At 64.4% G+C, this 19,734-nt stretch carries 18 protein-coding genes; 9 read left to right on the top strand and 9 right to left on the bottom strand.

Annotated features, from left to right (window positions below):
- The first annotated feature begins 24 nt into the window (after nt 1-24).
- A complete protein-coding gene (copM, locus tag B5V02_RS14415) occupies nt 25-417 on the top strand; it encodes a CopM family metallochaperone (RefSeq protein WP_111544818.1) in 393 nt (130 codons plus the stop codon).
- 88 nt (nt 418-505) lie between these two features.
- On the top strand, nt 506-1,351 hold the full coding sequence (locus B5V02_RS14410; RefSeq protein WP_111545403.1) for an aldo/keto reductase: 846 nt from the start codon (nt 506-508) through the stop codon (nt 1,349-1,351).
- Here the strand turns inward: B5V02_RS14410 and mutS are convergent, their stop codons facing one another.
- Nucleotides 1,352-4,120 (bottom strand): DNA mismatch repair protein MutS, encoded by a 2,769-nt coding sequence (gene mutS, locus B5V02_RS14405; RefSeq protein WP_111544817.1) that lies wholly within the window; start codon nt 4,118-4,120, stop codon nt 1,352-1,354. It lies immediately after the preceding gene.
- A 215-nt stretch (nt 4,121-4,335) separates the two neighbouring features.
- On the opposite strand from mutS, the gene B5V02_RS14400 reads away from it, so the two are divergent.
- Both B5V02_RS14400 and B5V02_RS14395 read left to right on the top strand, forming a co-directional pair.
- Complete coding sequence (locus B5V02_RS14400; protein WP_111545402.1) at nt 4,336-6,615, top strand: NADP-dependent malic enzyme; 2,280 nt, start codon at nt 4,336-4,338, stop codon at nt 6,613-6,615.
- Nucleotides 6,616-6,885: 270 nt separating this feature from the next.
- Nucleotides 6,886-7,977, top strand: a complete 1,092-nt coding sequence (locus tag B5V02_RS14395) for a GGDEF domain-containing protein (protein WP_111544816.1) — start codon at nt 6,886-6,888, stop codon at nt 7,975-7,977.
- Between the two features lie 32 nt (nt 7,978-8,009).
- Here the strand turns inward: B5V02_RS14395 and B5V02_RS14390 are convergent, their stop codons facing one another.
- Together B5V02_RS14390 and B5V02_RS14385 are read right to left on the bottom strand one after the other, a co-directional pair.
- Nucleotides 8,010-8,723: an antitoxin Xre/MbcA/ParS-like domain-containing protein gene (locus B5V02_RS14390; RefSeq protein WP_111545401.1), complete on the bottom strand. Its 714-nt coding sequence runs from the start codon at nt 8,721-8,723 to the stop codon at nt 8,010-8,012.
- A 396-nt stretch (nt 8,724-9,119) separates the two neighbouring features.
- Complete coding sequence (locus B5V02_RS14385) at nt 9,120-10,112, bottom strand: adenosine kinase (protein ID WP_111545400.1); 993 nt, start codon at nt 10,110-10,112, stop codon at nt 9,120-9,122.
- 270 nt (nt 10,113-10,382) lie between these two features.
- On the opposite strand from B5V02_RS14385, the gene B5V02_RS14380 reads away from it, so the two are divergent.
- Together B5V02_RS14380 and B5V02_RS14375 are read left to right on the top strand one after the other, a co-directional pair.
- Nucleotides 10,383-11,285, top strand: a complete 903-nt coding sequence (locus B5V02_RS14380) for a DMT family transporter (protein WP_111545399.1) — start codon at nt 10,383-10,385, stop codon at nt 11,283-11,285.
- Nucleotides 11,286-11,418: 133 nt separating this feature from the next.
- Nucleotides 11,419-12,129 (top strand): sulfate transporter family protein, encoded by a 711-nt coding sequence (locus tag B5V02_RS14375; protein WP_111544815.1) that lies wholly within the window; start codon nt 11,419-11,421, stop codon nt 12,127-12,129.
- Here the strand turns inward: B5V02_RS14375 and B5V02_RS14370 are convergent.
- The 5 genes from B5V02_RS14370 to B5V02_RS14350 all read right to left on the bottom strand — a co-directional run bounded on the left by B5V02_RS14370 (nt 12,126) and on the right by B5V02_RS14350 (nt 15,695).
- Nucleotides 12,126-12,929, bottom strand: coding sequence for an isocitrate lyase/PEP mutase family protein (locus B5V02_RS14370; protein ID WP_111544814.1), 804 nt, complete (start codon nt 12,927-12,929; stop codon nt 12,126-12,128). The two genes, B5V02_RS14375 and B5V02_RS14370, sit on opposite strands and share 4 nt — an antisense overlap.
- 80 nt (nt 12,930-13,009) lie before the next feature.
- The gene (locus tag B5V02_RS14365; protein ID WP_111544813.1) at nt 13,010-13,864 is read right to left on the bottom strand and encodes a hypothetical protein; all 855 of its coding nucleotides are present in this window, start codon (nt 13,862-13,864) and stop codon (nt 13,010-13,012) included.
- A gap of 71 nt (nt 13,865-13,935) precedes the next feature.
- A complete protein-coding gene (locus B5V02_RS14360; RefSeq protein ID WP_167458493.1) occupies nt 13,936-14,595 on the bottom strand; it encodes an HAD family hydrolase in 660 nt (219 codons plus the stop codon).
- A complete protein-coding gene (gene dut, locus B5V02_RS14355) occupies nt 14,595-15,080 on the bottom strand; it encodes a dUTP diphosphatase (protein ID WP_111544811.1) in 486 nt (161 codons plus the stop codon). Before dut ends, B5V02_RS14360 begins: the two co-directional genes overlap by 1 nt.
- A gap of 144 nt (nt 15,081-15,224) precedes the next feature.
- Nucleotides 15,225-15,695 (bottom strand): Lrp/AsnC family transcriptional regulator, encoded by a 471-nt coding sequence (locus B5V02_RS14350; protein WP_111544810.1) that lies wholly within the window; start codon nt 15,693-15,695, stop codon nt 15,225-15,227.
- Between the two features lie 114 nt (nt 15,696-15,809).
- On the opposite strand from B5V02_RS14350, the gene B5V02_RS14345 reads away from it, so the two are divergent.
- From B5V02_RS14345 to B5V02_RS14330, 3 genes are all read left to right on the top strand, one after another.
- Nucleotides 15,810-16,064: a DUF6356 family protein gene (locus B5V02_RS14345; RefSeq protein ID WP_111544809.1), complete on the top strand. Its 255-nt coding sequence runs from the start codon at nt 15,810-15,812 to the stop codon at nt 16,062-16,064.
- A gap of 15 nt (nt 16,065-16,079) precedes the next feature.
- Nucleotides 16,080-16,880 carry a class II glutamine amidotransferase gene (locus B5V02_RS14340; RefSeq protein ID WP_111544808.1) on the top strand — a complete coding sequence of 267 codons (801 nt, stop codon included), beginning with the start codon at nt 16,080-16,082 and terminating at the stop codon, nt 16,878-16,880.
- Between the two features lie 340 nt (nt 16,881-17,220).
- Complete coding sequence (locus tag B5V02_RS14330) at nt 17,221-18,594, top strand: amidase (protein ID WP_111544807.1); 1,374 nt, start codon at nt 17,221-17,223, stop codon at nt 18,592-18,594.
- On the opposite strand, the gene B5V02_RS14325 is transcribed toward B5V02_RS14330, so the two are convergent.
- Nucleotides 18,588-19,661, bottom strand: coding sequence for an NAD(P)/FAD-dependent oxidoreductase (locus tag B5V02_RS14325; protein ID WP_111544806.1), 1,074 nt, complete (start codon nt 19,659-19,661; stop codon nt 18,588-18,590). The two genes, B5V02_RS14330 and B5V02_RS14325, sit on opposite strands and share 7 nt — an antisense overlap.
- Nucleotides 19,662-19,734: the final 73 nt, after the last annotated feature.

The raw sequence follows: 19,734 nt of genomic DNA, 5'->3' as shown, positions 1-19,734 counted from the left end.
AACCCACTCAACAGGAGACCATGAATGACCTTGGCTAAAAAACTCGTGCTTTTGCTGATGGCGGCGGGAATGCTGCTTGCCGTCTTCCTCGAAAGCGTTCCGGCGCAGAGCGAAGAGATGAAACACGACATGGGTGCCATGTCGATGGATGCGACCGGCCCTTCGACCGAAGGCTACAAGGCGGCGATGGACAAGATGCATGCCGACATGATGGCGTCGCAATATACCGGCAATGCCGATGTCGATTTCGTCCGTGGCATGATCCCGCATCATCAGGGTGCCATCGACATGGCCAAGGTCGAGCTTGCCAACGGCAAGGACCCGGAAATCCGCAAGCTGGCCGAAGCGGTCGTCGCCGCGCAGGAAGCCGAGATCAAGCAGATGCAGGACTGGCTCGCCGCTCATCCGGTGAAGTAAGCCCTTTCGCGAAGCAGAATCCGGCGAGAACTCTCTCTGGATTTCTCGCCGAGGCCGTGATGCGATGCGGTCTCAACTGGAGCCCGCCATGCCGTCGACAATCAGAACTACAATGTTGCCCTCTGGCGAAGCCGTTCAGGTGCTTGGTCAGGGCACGTGGAAGATGGGCGAGGATTCGCGCCGCCGCGCCGATGAGGTCAACGCTCTCAAGCTCGGCCTCGACCTTGGCATCACGCTGATCGACACCGCCGAAATGTATGCTAGCGGCGGTGCCGAGGAAGTGGTCGCCGAGGCTATTGCCGGTCGCCGCGACGAGACCTTCCTGGTCTCGAAGGTGCTGCCGTCCAACGCCTCGCGCGCCGGCGTGCAGCGCGCCTGCGAGAACAGCCTGAAGCGCCTGCGCACCGACCGCATCGATCTCTACCTGCTGCATTGGCCAGGCAGCGTGCCGCTGGTGGAAACCGTCGCGGCCTTCGAGGCGCTGAAAGAGGCCGGTAAGATCCGCCACTGGGGCGTCAGCAATTTCGACACCGACGAGATGGAAGAACTGGTCGGCTTGCCCGACGGCGGCAACGTCCAGACCAACCAGGTGCTCTACAATCTGGTCCGGCGCGGCCTCGAGTTCGATCTGGCACCATGGAGCGGCCAGCGCGGCATTCCCTTGATGGCCTATTCGCCGGTCGAGCAGGGCGCGCTGGCGCGCAACGCCAGGCTCGACGCCGTCGCCGCCCGCCACAGTGCGACACCGGCACAAATCGCGCTTGCCTGGGTGATGCAGCAGGAGGGTGTCATTGCCATCCCGAAGGCCAGCAGCCAGGAGCACGTCCGCCAGAATTTTGCGGCGCTCGACATCAAGCTTACGCCGCAGGACATCGACGATCTCGACCGCGCTTTTCCGCCGCCGACCCGGAAGCGCGGACTGGAGATGGTTTGACTACTTTCCCGCCAACCCCTTCAACCGATACAGTGCTTCAAGCGCCTCCCTTGGCGTCATCTCGTCGGGGCTGATCGCGCCGAGGGCCTCGTTGAGCGCATCGCTCTTGACCGGCTTCGGCGCTTCGCGCTTCACCGCCACCGAAAACAGCGGCAGGTCGTCGACCAGCCGGTTGGTCTTGCCGGAAACCTCGCCTTCTTCGAGCTGGTGCAGCACTTCCTTGGCCCGGTCGACCACCGCTTCCGGCAGCCCGGCCAGCCGAGCCACCTGCACGCCGTAGGAGCGGTCGGCCGCACCCTTGCCGACCTCGTGCAGGAAGACGACGTCGTTTTCCCATTCCTTGACCCGCATGGTGACGTTGTGCAGCCGCGCCAGCTTGCCGGCCAGCGAGGTCATTTCGTGGAAATGGGTGGCGAAGATCGCCCGGCAGCGGTTCTTCTCGTGCAGATATTCGACCGCCGCCCAGGCGATCGACAGGCCGTCGAAGGTGGCGGTGCCGCGGCCGATCTCGTCGAGGATCACCAGCGCGCGTTCGCCGGCCTGGTTGAGGATCGCCGCCGTCTCGACCATCTCGACCATGAAAGTCGAGCGGCCGCGCGCCAGATCGTCCGAGGCGCCGACACGCGAGAACAGCCGGTCGACGACGCCGATATGGGCCGATGCCGCCGGCACGAACGAGCCGGTTTGCGCCAGGATGGCGATCAGCGCGTTCTGCCGCAGGAATGTCGACTTGCCGCCCATGTTGGGGCCAGTCAAAAGCCAGATTGCCCCATTTTTGGCGCCACCCTCAGGCGACAGGTCGCAATCATTGGCGACGAACGGGCCTTCGCCGGAGCGGCGCAGTGCCTGCTCGACCACCGGATGCCGGCCGCCTGAAATCTCGAAGGCGAGGCTGGAATCCACCACCGGCCGGCACCAGGCTTCGCTCTCGGACAAAAGCGCGAGCGCCGCCGACACGTCGAGCACGGCCAGTGCATCGGCGCCGGCGCGGATCTTTTCCGCTTCGCCGACCGCTTCCGCCGTCAGCGCATCGAAGGCGGCAAGCTCGATGCTCAGCGCCCGGTCGGCGGCATTGGCGATCTTGGTCTCGAGTTCGGCGAGTTCGGTCGTCGTGAAGCGCATGGCATTGGCCATGGTCTGGCGATGGATGAAGCGCGCCTTGGCACCGTCGCTGCCGGTCATCACCGCATGGTGGTTGGCGGTCACTTCGATGTAGTAGCCGAGCACATTGTTGTGCCGGATCTTCAGCGAGCGGATGCCGGTCTCGTCGATCAGCGAGCGCTCCAGCCCGGCGATCACTTTTCGCGATTCATCGCGCAGCGCCCGCATCTCGTCGAGCTCGGCATGGTAGCCGCCGCGAACGAAGCCGCCGTCGCGCCTGAGCAGCGGCAGTTCGTCGCCAAGCGCCTGCGTCAGGTGCTGGGCAAGCGCCCTGGGCAGTGCCTGGATGGCGCCCAGCGCCGCCGTGAGTTCCTGGGGCAGGGTGGTCTCGCCGAAAATCCCGGCGATCGCGCCGGCCGCTTCGAAACCGGCGCGTAGCGCGCCGAGATCACGCGGGCCGCCGCGGTTCAGCGCCAGCCGGGACAGCGCTCGCGGCATGTCGGCGACGCTCTTTAGGCTTGCCCGCACCGCCTGGCAAAGCCGCGTCTCCGAGCGGAAGAAGGATACCGAGTCCAGCCTGGCGCCGATCGCAGCCGGGTCGGTCAACGGCGCCATCAGCCGGTCGGCGAGCAGCCTTGCGCCGCCGCCGGTCACCGTGCGGTCGATCGCCTTGAACAGCGAACCTTCACGGCTGCCCGACAGCGTGCGCAGCAGTTCCAGATTGCCGCGTGTCGCCGGGTCGATGAACAGGGTCGATCCCTGCTCCTCGCGCTCCGGCCGCGACAGTGGCGGGCGCTCGGCCTTCTGCGTCTTCTCGACATAGGCGATGGCGCCCGAGATCGCCGACAGTTCAGCGCGCGAAAACGCGCCAAAGCTGTCCGGCGTCGCCACATCGAAGAAGCGGGCGATGCGCCCCGTGGCCGAGGCCGAATCGAACAGCGAGGGCGGCTGTGGGTTGGCGACGCGGCCGAGCACGTCGAACACCGGTTTCAGCTCAGGATCGTAGAACACCGGTTCGGCAACGATCAGCTCGCGCGGATCGACGCGGAAGATGTCGGCCAGCAGCCGGTCGGCGGTGGTGTCAGTGACACGAAAGGCGCCGGTCGAGATGTCGATCCAGGCCAGCGCGAAGCTTCCTTGGTTCCCTGTCGCGCTGCCGCGCTCCCCGCCTCTTGGGTCCGCTCCGCCCTTCACCCTTCCCAGCGCCATCAGAAAGCTCGATTCCGACGGCGCCAGCAATTTGTCCTCGGTGATGGTGCCCGGCGTCACCAGCCGCACCACGTCGCGGCGCACCACCGATTTGCCGCCGCGCTTCTTGGCTTCGGCCGGATCCTCGATCTGCTCGCAGACGGCAACGCGAAAACCCTGGCCAATCAGCTTCTGCAGATAATCGTCGGCGGCATGCACCGGCACGCCGCACATCGGGATGTCGAGACCCTGGTGCTTGCCGCGCTTGGTCAAGACGATGCCCAGCGCCCGGCTTGCCTTCTCGGCATCGTCGAAGAACAGCTCGTAGAAATCGCCCATGCGATAGAACAGCAGCGAATCCGGGTTCGCCGCCTTGATCTCGATGAACTGCTCCATCATCGGCGTGACGGCGGCAGCGGCTGTCGGCAATGGCGCTATCGCCTCTGGGGCGTCCGGCTCGTTCGGATTGTGCATGTTCATGCGCGGCACGCTAGCAGATGTGGTCACGCGATTTAATGCCGGCGCTTCGAAAAACAGGGGACGACCGGGACGGCCAGAGATGCCCGCAATCGCCAGCACCAACCGCGATTCCCGAGCGCTGGCGGTTTACACGCGGCGGCGCGTGGTCTTAATTCGGGGCCACACAAGGCACCCGCTTCAAGGAGGTGCCGCACTGCGAGGAAACCAAAAGCATCATGGCCAGGAAAACCGAGAACACCGGTCCGTCTGTCAGCGCGCAGGAAGCGCTCGAATTCCACGCCATGGGTCGTCCCGGCAAGCTGGAGGTCGTCGCCACCAAGCCGATGGCGACGCAGCGCGATTTAAGCCTCGCTTATTCGCCGGGCGTCGCGGTTCCTGTTCTGGCCATCGCCGAGGACCCCAGCCGCGCCTTCGACTACACGACGCGCGGCAACATGGTTGCCGTCATCTCCAACGGCACCGCCATCCTTGGGCTCGGCAACCTCGGCGCGCTGGCCTCCAAGCCGGTCATGGAAGGCAAGGCGGTGCTGTTCAAGCGCTTCGCCGACGTCGATTCCATCGACCTCGAGGTCGATACCGAGGACGCCGACGAGTTCATCAACTGCGTGCGCTTCCTCGGCCCCTCTTTCGGCGGCATCAACCTGGAGGACATCAAGGCGCCGGAGTGCTTCATCATCGAGCAGCGGCTGCGCGAGCTGATGGACATCCCGGTCTTCCATGACGACCAGCACGGCACCGCCATCATCTCGGCCGCCGGCCTGATCAACGCGCTGGAGATCACCGGCCGCGACATGAAGACCACGAAGATGGTCTGCAACGGCGCCGGTGCGGCCGGCATCGCCTGCATCGAGCTGATGAAGGCGATGGGCTTTGCACCCGACAACATCACTTTGTGCGACACCAAGGGCGTGGTCTTCCAGGGCCGCACCGAAGGCATGAACCAGTGGAAGTCGGCGCATGCGGTCAAGACCGAGGCGCGTTCGCTGGCCGAGGCGCTCGACGGCGCCGACGTTTTCCTCGGCCTCTCGGCCAAGGGTGCGCTGACCACCGCCATGGTGCAGTCGATGGCCAAGAACCCGATCATCTTCGCCATGGCCAATCCCGACCCGGAAATCACGCCGGAGGAAGTCGCCGAAATCCGCACCGACGCCATCATGGCCACCGGGCGTTCGGACTATCCGAACCAGGTCAACAATGTGCTCGGCTTCCCCTACATCTTCCGTGGCGCGTTGGATGTGCGGGCCACCACCATCAATGACGACATGAAGATCGCCGCCGCCCGCGCTTTGGCCGATCTGGCGCGCAAGGACGTGCCCGACGACGTCGCCGCCGCCTATCAGGGCAACCGGCCGAAATTCGGCCCCAACTATATCATCCCGGTGCCGTTCGACCCGCGCCTGATCTCGGCCATTCCGATCGCGGTCGCCAAGGCGGCGATGGACTCAGGCGTCGCCCGCAAGCCGATCCTCGATCTCGACCGCTACGCCCAGGAACTCTCCGCCCGCCGCGACCCGATCGCCTCGACCTTGCAGCGCATCTACGACCGCGTGCGCCGCCAGCCCAAGCGCATCGTCTTTGCCGAGGGCGAGGAGGAGCAGGTGATGCGCGCCGCCGTCTCCTATGTGAACCAGCGGCTCGGCACCGCCATCCTGCTTGGCCGCGACGACGTCATCAAGGAGAACGCCAAGCACGCCGGCATCGACCTCAACAAGCAAGGCATCGAGATCATCAATGCCCGGCTGTCGCGCCGCAACGGCATCTACACCGACTATCTCTATGAGCGCATGCAGCGCAAAGGCTTCCTGTTCCGCGACTGCCAGCGGCTGATCAACAACGACCGCAACCACTTTGCTGCCTGCATGGTGGCGCTGGGCGATGCCGATGGCATCGTCACCGGCGTCACCCGCAACTACTCCACCGCGCTCGACGACATCCGCCGCGTCATCGATGCCAAGCCCGGCCACCGCGTCATCGGTGTGTCGATCGTGCTGGCGCGGGGCAGGACCGTGCTGGTCGCCGACACCGCCGTGCACGACATGCCGAACGCCGAGCAGATCGCCGACATCGCCGAGGAAGCTGCCGGCTTTGCCCGCCGCATGGGCTACGAACCGAGGCTCGCCATGCTCGCCTATTCGACCTTCGGCCATCCGCAGGGCGAACGCTCCGAGCGCGTCCAGGAAGCGGTGCGCATCCTCGACAAGCGCCGCGTCGATTTCGAGTATGACGGCGAAATGGCCGCCGACGTCGCACTCAACGCCCGCGCCATGGCGCAATATCCGTTCATCCGGCTCACCGGCCCGGCCAATGTGCTGATCATGCCGGCGTTCCACTCGGCCTCGATCTCGACCAAGATGCTGCAGGAACTCGGCGGCTCGACCGTGATCGGCCCGTTGCTGGTCGGCCTCAACAAGCCGGTCCAGATCGTCTCGCTCAACGCCAAGGATTCAGACATCGTCAACATGGCGGCGATTGCGGCGTATACGGCGGGGGCCTGACGAACGTCCGCGCAGCGGACGAAAGCCCGCCAGCGCTTTTCGAGTGAGGCAAGGCCTTGCTCGAGGGCAGCCTGAACGGAATCGCCCGCACCACTCCACCTGGATGCATGCAATCACAGGAATCCTGCGATTCAAGCCGATTTTGGCGAAAATCGCCGCGATCCATAAGATATTGATAATATTCGGTTGTTATACCAGAGAGCTGTCGTCGATGTGCCAGGGGTGGCATTTTGGGCAGACTGGGGTGGTGACAGTCATGGATTTGCAGCCGTGAAGCACGATACGATTCCAACATCCGTGGTCGGCCAGGGGGCCTATCACGACGAGCGCCTGGACGCTCTGCTCAGCATCACCGGCCGGATGGATGGCTACCTCTACCGCTGCCGCAACGATGCGTCCTACACCATGCTCTATATCAGCGACGGCATTCTCACTGTCAGCGGCTTTCCGCCCACGGATTTCGTGCACAACGCCGTGCGCGACTACGTCTCGGCCATCCACCCGGACGACCTCGCCTCGGTCTATGCCGCCGTCGACACCGCGCTCGAAGCGCGTTGCAACTGGAACGTCGACTACCGCATCGTGCCGAGGGTCGGCGAACCGCTTTGGGTCCGCGAGATCGGCGGCGGTGTCTGGGACGACGCCGGCGAACTCGAATTCCTGGAAGGCTTCGTCGTTGACATCAGCGACCGCAAGGTTGTCGAGGACCTCAACTCCCAGCTGCTGCTGGATCTGAAGACCGCCAACGAGGAGCTGTCCGCGCAAAAGCGCGAGATCGAGCTGGCCAAGCAGCAGAGCGACCATTCGGCCAACCACGATCTGTTGACGGACCTGCCCAACCGGCGTGCCTTCCACGACGAACTCAAATCGGTGGTCGCCCGCTGCAGCGTCACCGGCGAGGCGGCCGGTCTTCTGTTCATCGACCTCGACCGGTTCAAGGAAGTCAATGACACGCTCGGCCACGAGGCCGGCGATGCGCTGCTGCAGCGTGTATCGAGCCAGCTCCGCTCGACCCTGCGCAGCGCCGATTTCGTCGCCCGGCTTGGCGGTGACGAGTTCGCGTTCCTGTTCTCGGGCGACACCGATCTGGCGCAGCTGAAGGCCGTGCGCGTTGCCGAACGCATCCTGGAAAGGCTGCGGATCAAGGTTCCCACGCCGGATGGCGCCATCCAGGTCGGCTGCACCGTTGGCGTGGCGATGTATCCGGCGGAAGCCGCCGATTCCGAAGCGCTGATCGCACTCGCCGACCGGCTGATGTACATCGGAAAAAAGAGTGGCCGCAACCGGTTGGTCACCGCCAAGGAAATGGCGCCGCAACAGCCATCATCCAGGCCTCGCCACTCAATTTGCAAGACTGCCTAGGCGCGTCTATCAGGGGTGTGCACCAAAAGCACTCAGCCCGGCGCGAACACGCGTGCGGCCTCGACGACCTCCTCGATCTGATCCTGCCGGAGCAGGTCGATCGGGGTGCGGCCGTCGAGCTGCGCTGAAGGACGCGTCAGCCACAGCCAGGCCAGTCTGGGATTGCTGATCAGGGACTGCACGTCGCGGATGCCCGCGACCGGCCTGCCGTCGACGAACTGCGCCAGCGGGAAGACATGCTTGCGGCCACCCTTGCGCAGGGCGATGACCTCACCCCGCCTTTGCCAGCGATGCAGGGTCGAGCGGGCGATGCGCAGGTTCTCTTCCAGATAGGTCGATCCGGCGACGCGGCCGGCCCAGTCCTCGATCAGCATCGATTCGAGGTCGTCGGCTCGCGGCGGTGAGGAAACGGGTCCATCGATATCCGCCAGGGATGCTGGCGGCAGCCCCGCAGCGCCGCTTGTGCCCGCCTCGCTGCGGCGTGCGGCTTCCGCTGCCAGGGCGCGCACGAACTTCGATGCAAGGCCGGGAAGGTCGGCATGGATGGCATCAATGGCGCGCTGATGCTTCGGCGACAGTAAGGTGACGGCGGAAGCTATGCTGCCGGCGATCTTGCCGACCGAGACCATGGTGGGTCTGTTGATGGCCTCGTCATAGTGGGCAAGCGCACGTTCAACTTCCTCCGCGACCATCTCCGCGAAGTCGTCCGGCTTGATGCCGGTTGTCTGGATTTGAAATCTGTTCATGCATCTGTCTCTTGGGCCGGGCGCTCCTCCCACAGCTGCGGCCGGTTGTTGAACGGCTAGTGCGGAAAGCGGAAATCGCGACGGCAACAGATGCAGCGGCCCGACAGCATGCTGTCTTGCATTTTTGACACCCCAACTGGCTGCAGGCGCGCCGCGAATGTCAGTCCCAGGTCGCCTCGATTGCGTGTAGGTGCGATGTATGACAGCTGCGCGACGGTGAGCAGCGGGGCGCGCCTTCCCTTCTCCCCTTGTGGGAGAAGGTGGATTGGCGCGCAGCGCCAAGACGGTTGAGGGGTGTTGGACGGAGCGGGGGCGGTGCCAAGCTGGAGCACCCCTCATCCGACCTCGCTTCGCGAGGCCACCTTCTCCCACAGGGGGAGAAGGGAGAAACTGCCCCTACAGCAATCCGGCCTGTTCAGCCTCGCGGCGCAGGTTCTGGCGCGGGCGCGGGCCGATCTGCTGGATCACCAATCCGGCCGCCAGTGAGCCAAGGTCGCCACAGACCTTGAGGTCGCGGCCTTGCGTGTAGCCATGCAGGAAACCGGCGGCATAGAGATCGCCGGCGCCTGTCGTGTCGACCAGTTCCTTGATCGCGGTCGCCTGGATGAGCACGGTCTCGTCGCCGCGCACGATGACCGAGCCCTTTTCCGAGCGGGTCACGGCGGCGATCCGGCAATCCTTGCGGATCTGCGCCAGCGCCTCGTCGAACGACGATGTCTGGTAGAGCGACTTGATCTCGTGGCTGTTGGCAAAGACGATGTCGACGGTGCCCGAACGCATCAAGTCGAGGAACTCTTCGCGATAGCGGTCGACGCAGAACGAATCCGAGAGTGTCATCGACACTTCGCGGCCCGCCGCGTGCGCCAGCTTCGCCGTCTGCCGGATCGCCTCCTTGGCCCGCGGCGGGTCCCACAGATAGCCCTCGAAATAGGTGACCTTGGCGCCGGAAGCCTTGTCGGCCTCGACATCCTCCGGCCCGAGCTCGACGCAGGCGCCGAGATAGGTGTTCATCGAGCGCTCGCCGTCGGGGGTGACGAAGATCATCGAACGCGCCGTCGGCGGCTCGCCCTTGAGCGGCCTGGTGTCGAAGGCGACACCCTGCGCGTGGATGTCGTGGGCATAGATCTCGCCCAGCGCATCGTTCGAAACCTTGCCGAAGAAGGCGGCGCGGCCGCCGAAGCTGGCGACGCCGGCCGCCGTGTTGCCGGCGCTGCCGCCGGACGCCTCGATCGCCGGGCCCATGCGGCTGTAGAGCAGTTCGGCGCGCCGGGTGTCGATGAGGTTCATCGCGCCCTTGATGATGCCGTTGGTCTCGAGGAATTCCTCGTCGCACTGGGCGATGATGTCGACAATGGCATTGCCGATGCAAAGCACGTCATAATCCGGCATCAATGTCTCCGCCAAAAACCCGAGCCGGCTTCTTGCCATGCCCGGGCGGGTCTACAGCAAGACTCCGAAAATTGGCAACCGATTTTCTGTAGTTGCCGGCGTGGCGGCGATGACCATTCCCTTGTCGAGGAAGGCGCGGAGCCGCGGTTCTTGCAAATAGGGTGCGCCTCCGCGACGAGGCGCTATGACAATTCGACCGTGGCCGAAGCATTTCATCGCAGCGCCGCTTACAAGCCTGATCAGCCGATCACGCCTTTAAGCGAGCCGCACATGCCTGCAAAGAACGATATGACGACCGACCTGGCGCTGCTCGCGGTGCTCGCGGTGCTTTGGGGCGCGTCCTACACCTTCATCAAGATCGGCGTCGAGACGATCCCGCCGGTCACGTTCATTGCCGCGCGCACCCTGATTGCCGGCGGCATCCTCTTCGCCATCATCCGCTGGCGCGGGCTCGCCATGCCGGGCGATGCGGCAAGCTGGCGCCGCTTCGCCTTCCAGGCATGCCTCAACAGCGTCGTGCCGTTCACGCTGATCGCCGCGGCCGAGCGCTCGGTTGATGCTGGCCTCGCCACCATCCTGAACGCGACCTCGCCGATCTTCACCTTCCTGCTGACCGCGCTGATCACCCGCCACGAGCCGGTCACGATGCGCAAACTGATTGGCGTCGGCGCCGGCATTGCCGGCATCTGCCTCATCATCGGCACCGAGGCGCTGAGTGGTCTCGGTCATGAGCTCTGGGCGCAGTTGGCAATCGTCGCGGCGACGATCTGCTATGCCGGTGCGGCGATCTTCGGCCGTGGCTTCAAGGGCCTCGATCCGATGCTGCCCGCCGCCGGTTCGATGCTCTGCGGCGCCGTAATCCTCGTGCCGCTCAGCCTGATGGTCGACCAGCCATGGACGCTGACACCGTCGATGGCGTCGATCCTGGCCTTGCTCGGCCTCTCGGTGTTTTCGACCGCGCTGGCCTTCGTCATCTATTTCCGCCTCATCCACACGCTGGGCTCGGTCGGCACCACCTCGCAAGCCTATCTGCGCGTGCCGATCGGCGTCGGCATCGGCGCCATCTTCCTCGGCGAAAGCCTCGGTCCGACGGCGTGGCTTGGCATGGGTTTTGTTGTGGCAGGCGTCGCAGCCATGACCATCCCGGTTCGAAAGCCGGCGCTCGCTCGATAAAGCAATTCCAGGAAAAGTGTGAAGCGGTTTTCCGTCCGGAATTGCGCTAAAACTAAGAGCTATCGGCGCTTGTGGCGGGCAGGCGCGTCGCCTATCTGCGGGGCGACCCGTTCGACGTGAGGTTGGAAGCACCGTGATCTCAAGCGCCGCCCGCGCCGCCGCCGGCCAGTTGTTCTCGCCCGAATTCCGTTCGGTGTTCATCAAGACGCTCGGCTTGACCTTGCTGGCGTTGGTGGCTTTGTGGTTCGGGCTCACCAGCCTCGTCGAGTGGCTGGCCCTGCCTTGGCTCCACGCGCTGTTGCCCGGCATGCCGTCCTGGGCGGGCTGGCTGGGCGGCATCATCGCAGCCATCGCTCTTGCCTTCGGCATGGCATTGCTCATCGCGCCGGTGACGGCGATCGTCGCCGGCCTGTTCCTCGACGACATCGCCGAAGTGGTCGAACGCATCGACTATCCCGGCGACCCGGCCGGACGCGCCATGCCGGCGCTGCGGTCGCTGGTCCTGTCAGCCAGGTTCTTGGGCGTCGTCATCCTCGGCAACATCGTCGCCCTGCTGCTTCTCCTGGTGCCGGGCGTCAACATTGCCGCCTTCTTCATCGTCAACGGCTATCTGCTCGGGCGCGAGTTCTTCGAATTCGCCGCGATGCGCTTTCGCCCGGAAGAAGAGGCCAGGGCCTTGCGCCGGCACTATGCCGGCACGGTGTTTCTCGCCGGGCTGGTCATATCAGCCTTCCTCGCCGTGCCGTTGCTCAATCTGGTGACGCCGCTCTTCGCCGCCGCCATGATGGTGCATCTGCACAAGGCGATTGGTGCCCGGGAAGCGTCTCGCGTCTCGCGCGGCTAAGCTGAAGATTTGCCAAACAGCGCCTGCAATTTGCTGAACGGCATGGCGGCGCGGGTGAAGCCGAACGTGCCGTCCTGCTGGATCTCGCGCGCCGCCGTCTCCAGCATGCCATAGGCGAAATTGGTCAGCCATGGCCCGAGCGAAATGCGTTTGACGCCGGCCATGGTCAGATCGGCGATGGTGAAGCCTGGCCTCGCCATGACGTTGACCGGCTTGCCGACCGCCGAGCAGATCGTGCGGACCATCTCGACATCGCCGATGCCTGGCGCATAAAGCACGTCGGCGCCGGCTTTTTCGAAGGCCTGCAGCCGCTTGATGGTGTCATCGAGATCGGACTTGCCCCACAGGAAATTCTCGGCCCGCGCGGTGAAGACGAAATCGCGCTTCAACGCCCGCGCCGCCTCCACGGCCGCCGCGACGCGCTCGACGGCGTGCGAGAAATCATAGATCGGCTTGTCCGGATCGCCGGTGTGGTCCTCGATCGAGCAGCCGGCAAGGCCGGCCGCTTCCGCCGCGAAGATGGTTTCGGCGGCACGCTCGGCGCTGTCGCCCTTGCCTTTCTCGAGGTCGGCCGAGACCGGCAGGCTGGTCGCCGCCGTCACTTCGCGGCAATGATGGATCATCGCCTCGAAGGTCACGGCGCCGTCCGGCAGGCCGCGCGAAAAGGCAAAGCCGGCGCTAGTCGTCGCCAGCGCCTTGAAGCCGAAGGAATCCAGCAGCTTCGTCGTGCCGACATCCCAGGGATTGGGCATGACGAAGGTCGATGCATGCAGGTCGCGAAAGATCTTGCCCTTGTCCATGGTAGTTTCCCCATCATGTGCGGCGTGGTGGAAAGGATTTTACCCTGCCCTCCCTGGCCGGGCAAACGAATGCGATTGGTTCAGAAGCGTTTGGCGTTCTCTCCTGCCAATTTGTCCAGCGCGTCGGAATCCTTGGCGTAGTGCGAGGCCTTGGTGTCCCAGTGATAGGTGACGGAAATGTCCTGCGACGCAGCCGTGGGCGGCGCGTCATCGCAGCTTTCACCGTTCAGCACCGTGGCATCGGTCACCGTCACCTTGATGGCGGCATAAGGCTGGCCGTCGGCGATGGTCTGGAAAGCCACGTTCTGCTTGCGGCTGTAGCTGCACAGATTTTCGTCGAACGTATAGATCATGTCGATCAGTTCGAGCTTGTCGTCGCGGACCATGATCAGCGGGGTGATCACATAATTCTGGCTCGAATTGAAATGCGCGCTCATGGTGATGAGGACGTCATCGTTGGCGCTGACGGAAAGCTTGCCGGGTTCGCGGAAATAGGTGCCACGGTCGACGGCGACATTGACGGCATCGAGCAGTTTCGGCTTCCCCGTAATGTCGTAGAGCGCCAGCACGGCATAGCCTTCGGCACTATCGGGAGAATCGCCGAGGTCGAACAGCATCGTCAGCCGGTCCTTGCCGCCAGACTTGATGGCAAGCACCGCGGCATTGGAAAAGCCCGATGTTTCTGGCGGCGAACCGCCGCTGTCCGGTCCCTCGATGTGGCGCATGTCGATCGGCAGCCCACCTTTGTAGAAGCCGTCTTTGTCCCCCGCGAGATCCGGGATGACCATCCTCGCCAGGTCGAGATAGGTGACGTCGTTGTGGCCGGGCAGCAAGCTGCCGAGTTCTGGGAAGCCGACGGCTTGCGCGCCGGCGGCTGTCCCGAGAAACGGCAGCATCATCAAGGCGAGGATGAAGCGAAGCAAAGGGATTTTCATGCGTGGCCCCGAGTTGGCGGTGCCACGCTAGCACGGACAATCGAGGCGTACAGCCGTGGCTGAAGATCAGGTCAGTGGATCGGCACCAGCCCGGCCAACTCGCGCATGTCGTCGAACAGGATGCCGCCGGCCTGGATCAGGCCGTCGCGGTCGGAATAGGGGTCGCCATGATAGGAAAACACCCGCATGCCGGCGGCAATGCCGGCTTGCGTGCCGGCGACGCTGTCCTCGATGACGATGCAGTCGGCGGGCGCAAAGCCTATCGTCTTTGCTGCATGCAGGAACAGGTCGGGGAATGGCTTGCCGCGCGCGACCATGGTCGAGCTGAACATCGCGTGTTCGAACAGCGACAACAGCCCGGTCTGGCCAAGCGTGATGTGCATCTTCGACACCCTGGCCGAGGTGGCGACGCAATAGGCGATGCCGACTGAGCGCACGGCTTCGACAAACTCGCGGACGTAAGGGATCGCCTCGACCCCCTGCGCGAACAGGTCCGGCAGGCCGGCATTCCAGCGGTCGACGAAATCGGCGCCGAGCCTGACGCTGGTTTCCTCTTCGATCTGTTTCTGCACCGACGCCATGCTGCGGCCGGAGAAATTCTTGCGGCAATATTCGAAGCTTGTCGGATAACCGGCAGCGCTCAGCCATTCGGCGAGGCGTCGATTGGCGAGGTTCTCCGTATCGACCAAGATCCCGTCGCAGTCGAAAATGACTAGCTTTGGAACCTGCATCAGGCGGTGCCGGTCGATCCGAACCCGCCCGAGCCACGCGCCGTGCCACCGGCCAAAGTGCGCTCTTCCACGGCCGCCTGCGTCACCGCCGCGAAAACGATCTGGGCGATGCGCATGCCGCGCGTCACGGCGAAATCCTCGTCACCGAGATTGATCAGCAGCACCTTCACCTCGCCGCGATAGTCGCTGTCGATGGTGCCAGGCGTATTGAGGCAGGTCAGCCCATGCTTGAAGGCGAGACCGGAGCGTGGCCGCACCTGGCCTTCCATGCCTTCGGGAATTTCCAGGATCAGTCCGGTCGGCACCAGCGCGCGTTTTCCAGGCAGGATCAGCAGCGGCCGGTCGTCGGGCACCGCGGCGCGCAGATCCATGCCGGCCGCGCCGGGGCTTTCATAGGCGGGGAGGGGAAGTCCTTCACCATGCGGCAACCTGACGAAGCCGACGGTCGGACCGATGACGGAGGGATTTTGAAGGGCTGCGCGCATAAAATCGATCCTATCGGCGCGAACGGCGATTCGGTCAACTCGACTCTAGCGCTATCAACGGCTTTCTTTCTGGCATCACTATGACAAGACCTAGGGTGTGTTGAGATTCAAGCCAGGCCGGCATCACCTGAATATCGACACACCCTACCGCAGTTCCATCGGAACGACGGTGGTCTCCTTGATCTCCTCCATCACGAAGGAGGCGGAAACGTCCGACAGCGCCACCTTGGTGATAAGGCGCTGGTAGAGCCGGTCATAGGCCTTAACGTCGGCGACGCGGGCACGCAGCACATAGTCGAGATCGCCGGACATGCGATAGACGCCGGTGATCTCGGAAAAGCCGGTCACCGCCGCCCGGAATTTCTGCAGCCAGTCCGGGTCGTGGTTGGACGTGCGGATCAGGATGAACACCGAGAGGCCAAGCCCGAGCTTTTCGGCATCGACCAGCGCCACGCGGCCGGTGATGACGCCATCCTCCTCAAGCCGCTTCACCCGGCGCCAGCAGGCATTGCGCGACAAGGCCACCCGTTCCGACAGCTGGTCGACCGACAGCGTGCCATCGCGTTGCAGTTCAGTCAGCAATTTTCGGTCGATTTCGTCGATTCCCATCGTCATGTGGGATGTTTGTCCCATGGAGTGGCCAAATACAAGGACATTTTGAGACCGATGAACCGGCGAAGCGTGTCAGGATACTCATATCAGGAACTCAAGCGCTCAAGGGGAACCAGCATGTCGACACGGCTCGCAAAGATATTCACCTCGCATCCGGCCAAGGTCGGCGAAACCTATTTCGGCCATATGGCCTTTGCCGCCTGGTTCTCGTCGCGTTTGCTGATGGCGGCGGGTGCCGCGCTCGTTCACGCTTTCTTGCCATTTCTGTTTGAGACTACCGCCAGCCGAATCGTCCGCGAGCTTTACGAGCGGACGCACAACAGAGGCTCGCACGTGACCAAGGAGCCGGTGGCTCTGATGGATCGTGCCTAGAGGACGACAGAAGCGATGTGCCGGTGGGCCGCCTATCTCGGTGAATCGGTCTTTCTCGAAGACATCCTCACGGCGCCCTGTCACTCGCTGATTGCCCAGAGCCATTGCGCCCAGGAAGCGAAATCGCCGACCAATGGCGACGGTTTCGGCCTTGCCTGGTATGGCGACCGTCCGGAGCCGGGTCTCTACCGAGACATCCTGCCGGCCTGGTCCGATCCCAATCTGAAGAGCCTGTGCCGGCAGATCAAATCGGGCCTGTTCCTTGCCCATGTGCGGGCCTCGACCGGCGGCGCCACCAGCCGCATGAACTGCCATCCCTTCATTTCGGACCGCTGGTCGTTCATGCACAACGGCCAGATCGGTGGTTTTGAAAAGATCCGCCGCACGCTGGAGAACTCGCTGTCCGACGCCGTCTTCGACCAGCGCGAAGGCACCACCGATTCCGAATTGTTTTTCCTCCTGATGATCGACGAAGGATTGGCCACCGATCCGCAAGGCGCTGTCGCGCGTGCCACCAGCCGCATGCTCGACGCCTCGCGCCGTGTCGGCCTGGAGCCGGTGCTGAAGCTTACCGCCGCCTTCTCGGACGGGCAGGCGCTGCATGCCGTGCGCTATGCCACCGACGCCCACGCCCCGACGCTCTACACCTCCGTTTTCCGCAAAGGCGGCGGCCGCTGCATCGTGTCCGAACCGTTCGACCGCGAAGGCGGCGACTGGCAGGCGATCCCGCCATCGAGCTTCGTCACAATCACTAGCGATGGCATGGCCATCCGTCCTTTCGCGCCGGCATCGGCCAGGCTGGCGCTGGCCGTCTAGGTCCTTCGCTGGGTTGTAAATTGCGGCAAAGTCGCGGGACAGCGCCCCCCTCTGTCCTGCCGGACATCTCCCCCACACGGGGGGAGATTGGATGTCACGACGGCTTTCGCCAATCTCCAACGTTTGAAAGAATGGCGCGGTCGGCAAGGCTGCCAATCTCCCCACCCGTGGGGGAGATGTCCGGCAGGACAGAGGGGGGCGCCGTAGAGCGCCGACCTCAACAAATCCTGTCGGCGCAATTTTGATCAAGCGCTAGAGAGTTCGGAATGCTGAACTTGCCTTGAAGCCGCCCTGCAATCCTCCATGTCAATCGACGAGCGGCCAAGCCGGAGCATTGATCATGGACATCGTCTTTTCTTCAACCGTCGAACTGGCCGCCGCGATCGCCACGCGGAAAATCTCCGCCGTGGAGGCGCTCGACGCCCATCTGGCGCAGATCGACGGGCACAACGAGGCGGTCAACGCCGTCATTTCGCTCGACCGGGAAGGCGCCCGTGAGCGCGCCAAAAAGGCCGACGCAGCCCAAGCGCGCGGCGAGGCACCTGGGCCACTGCACGGCGTGCCGTTCACGCTGAAGGACATGCATGAGACGGCAGGCATGAAGACCACGGTCGGCTTCCCGCCCTTCGCCGACTACGTCGCCAAACGGGATAGCCCGGTCGTTGCCCGGCTGAAGGCAGCCGGCGGCCTGCTGATGGCCAAGACCAATGTCGCGATCATGCTGTCGGACTGGCAATCGAACAATCCGCTGTTCGGCCGTACCGGCAATCCGTGGGACCTCCAGCGCACCGCGGGCGGCTCCAGCGGTGGTGCGGCGGCGGCACTTTGCGCCGGGATGACGCCATTCGATGTCGGCACCGACATGCAGGATTCGATCCGGCTGCCGGCCGCCTTCTGCGGTGTCTATGGTCTCAAGCCGACAGAGCACCGTGTCTCGCTGGCCGGCGCCTTCCCCGATCCCGGAGGTGCCGCGCGCAGCGTGCGGCTGATGTCCTGCCTCGGCCCGCTGGCGCGCAGCGCGGAAGATCTATCCCTAGTCTATCAAATCATCGCCGGTCCTGATGGGAGCGACACCGATCTTGCGCCGGTGCCGGTCGAGGATATGCCAAAGCTCGACCCTGGGACATTGCGCATCGCCTTCGCGTCGTCCTTTCCAGGATTCCCGGTGGCCAGTGCGATCAGCGCGGCGGTCGAAAATCTCGCAAGGCAGCTGCAATCGGCAGGGGCGATCGTCAAGGAAGCGAAACTGCCCAAGCTCGATCTGCACGATGATCTCGAGCAAGGCGGCGCGCTGATCGGCATGATGATGGAGGCCGCGCAACCCGAGCCGCCAGAGGAACCGACACCAGTCTCACGCTGGTTCGAGGCGCTCGCCCGCCGCGACAGATCCATTCTCGCTTGGGATCGGTTTTTCGAAAACTGGGATGCGCTGCTCTGCCCGGTCGCCATGACCACAGCCTTCCCGCATTGCGAGCCCGGCACGCCGGTCCAGCTCGACGGCAAGGAACAGAGCTACTGGATGCTGCCGGCTTACGGCGCCTTCTTCAACTACAGCGGCCATCCCGCTCTTTCGATGCCGTGCGGACAGGACGGCGGCGGCTTGCCGATCGGCCTGCAACTGGTCGGCAAACGCTGGTCGGAGTCGCGGCTGCTCGGCGTCGCCAGGGCAATCGAACCGTTGACCGGCGGCTTTCGCCGTCCGCCCGGCTATTGAGCGAAGCGCGACAATCCGTAAGCGCCCAGCAGCGGGTCGCGCTCGCCGTCGAGGATTTCCCTGGCTGCGAACAGGCCGACGGCCGGCGCCAGAGTGATGCCGGAATGCATGACCGCGATGTAGAGCCCGTCCATGCCCTCGGCACGGCCGATGATCGGAAAACCGTCGATCGGCGTCGGCCGGTAGCCGACCGTGTGGAAATCCAGTTCCAGTTCGTCGCCGCCGCGCAAGCTGGCTTTCAGGGCCGCAAACAGTTCGCGGGCGGTGACTTGCGGGTCCATGCCCGGGTCGGCGCCGCCGAAATCCGAGCCGGCGATGATGCGGCCCTCCGCCGTCTGGCGCATGTGCAGCCGCTCGGCCAGCACCAGGCCGTTGAGCAGTTTTTTGTAAGGCCGCGAATGGACGATCAGCCCGGGCGGCGTCTCGATCGGCAGGTTGATCCCGGCCGTTGCCGCGATGGCCGGTGAGCCGACGCCGGCGGCGATCACCACCTCGTCGGCTGCTATCAGGCCGTGCGACGTGTCGACGCCGGTGATCTCGCCTCCGGTCTGAACCAGCGCCGTCACCGTGCTGGAGATGATCCGCGCTCCGCGCCGTTCGGCATCGGCCAGCAGCGCTCTGGCAGCGGCCACCGGCTCGGCGACACCCTCTTCGGCGACATGCAAGGCGACATCCGGGAGCGCGGCGAGATTGGGCTCGATGCGCGCGACGCCAATGCGGTCGACGCGCTTGATGCCGTAGCCCCAGGCGGAATGTTCTGAGGTGTAGGTTTCCATCGCCGCCGCCGACAAATCCCAGCACAGGCCGCCGCACCAGGCGAGTGGAATTTCGGGCAGGTCCCGCGCCAACCGTGTCCATTCGGCCATCGCGCGGGTGCGCAGCCGGAAATACGGCTCCGGATTGCCCCAGCTGGCGTTGATCCAGGCGAACGAATTCGGCGTCGCGACCCCACCTGCATCGCTGTCGGCGATAACCGTCACCTGCGCCCCCGACTTGCTCAGATGCCAGGCGATGGAGGCACCGATGATCCCGGCACCGATGACGATTACTTGTTTGGCTGCGCTCATGCTGGACCTCTACCGAACCGGTCTTTTGATGCCATCGCGGAGCGCCTATCTCAATAGCCAGTAGGCCAATCCG

This window comes from Mesorhizobium kowhaii, from assembly GCF_003253745.1.
Lineage (GTDB): Bacteria > Pseudomonadota > Alphaproteobacteria > Rhizobiales > Rhizobiaceae > Mesorhizobium > Mesorhizobium kowhaii.
The sequence above is the reverse complement of the archived record's forward strand: the minus strand, read 5'-3'. Positions and strand labels throughout refer to the sequence as shown.

Excerpts from the sequence above, each read along its gene's own strand:
- copM (WP_111544818.1), top strand. The coding sequence starts at position 25 with ATGACCTTGGCTAAAAAACTCGTGCTTTTGCTGATGGCGGCGGGAATG.
- B5V02_RS14410 (WP_111545403.1), top strand. The coding sequence starts at position 506 with ATGCCGTCGACAATCAGAACTACAATGTTGCCCTCTGGCGAAGCCGTT.
- mutS (WP_111544817.1), bottom strand. The coding sequence starts at position 4,120 with ATGAACATGCACAATCCGAACGAGCCGGACGCCCCAGAGGCGATAGCG.
- B5V02_RS14400 (WP_111545402.1), top strand. The coding sequence starts at position 4,336 with ATGGCCAGGAAAACCGAGAACACCGGTCCGTCTGTCAGCGCGCAGGAA.
- B5V02_RS14390 (WP_111545401.1), bottom strand. The coding sequence starts at position 8,723 with ATGAACAGATTTCAAATCCAGACAACCGGCATCAAGCCGGACGACTTC.
- B5V02_RS14385 (WP_111545400.1), bottom strand. The coding sequence starts at position 10,112 with ATGCCGGATTATGACGTGCTTTGCATCGGCAATGCCATTGTCGACATC.
- B5V02_RS14380 (WP_111545399.1), top strand. The coding sequence starts at position 10,383 with ATGCCTGCAAAGAACGATATGACGACCGACCTGGCGCTGCTCGCGGTG.
- B5V02_RS14370 (WP_111544814.1), bottom strand. The coding sequence starts at position 12,929 with ATGGACAAGGGCAAGATCTTTCGCGACCTGCATGCATCGACCTTCGTC.
- B5V02_RS14365 (WP_111544813.1), bottom strand. The coding sequence starts at position 13,864 with ATGAAAATCCCTTTGCTTCGCTTCATCCTCGCCTTGATGATGCTGCCG.
- B5V02_RS14360 (WP_167458493.1), bottom strand. The coding sequence starts at position 14,595 with ATGCAGGTTCCAAAGCTAGTCATTTTCGACTGCGACGGGATCTTGGTC.
- dut (WP_111544811.1), bottom strand. The coding sequence starts at position 15,080 with ATGCGCGCAGCCCTTCAAAATCCCTCCGTCATCGGTCCGACCGTCGGC.
- B5V02_RS14350 (WP_111544810.1), bottom strand. The coding sequence starts at position 15,695 with ATGACGATGGGAATCGACGAAATCGACCGAAAATTGCTGACTGAACTG.
- B5V02_RS14345 (WP_111544809.1), top strand. The coding sequence starts at position 15,810 with ATGTCGACACGGCTCGCAAAGATATTCACCTCGCATCCGGCCAAGGTC.
- B5V02_RS14340 (WP_111544808.1), top strand. The coding sequence starts at position 16,080 with ATGTGCCGGTGGGCCGCCTATCTCGGTGAATCGGTCTTTCTCGAAGAC.
- B5V02_RS14330 (WP_111544807.1), top strand. The coding sequence starts at position 17,221 with ATGGACATCGTCTTTTCTTCAACCGTCGAACTGGCCGCCGCGATCGCC.
- B5V02_RS14325 (WP_111544806.1), bottom strand. The coding sequence starts at position 19,661 with ATGAGCGCAGCCAAACAAGTAATCGTCATCGGTGCCGGGATCATCGGT.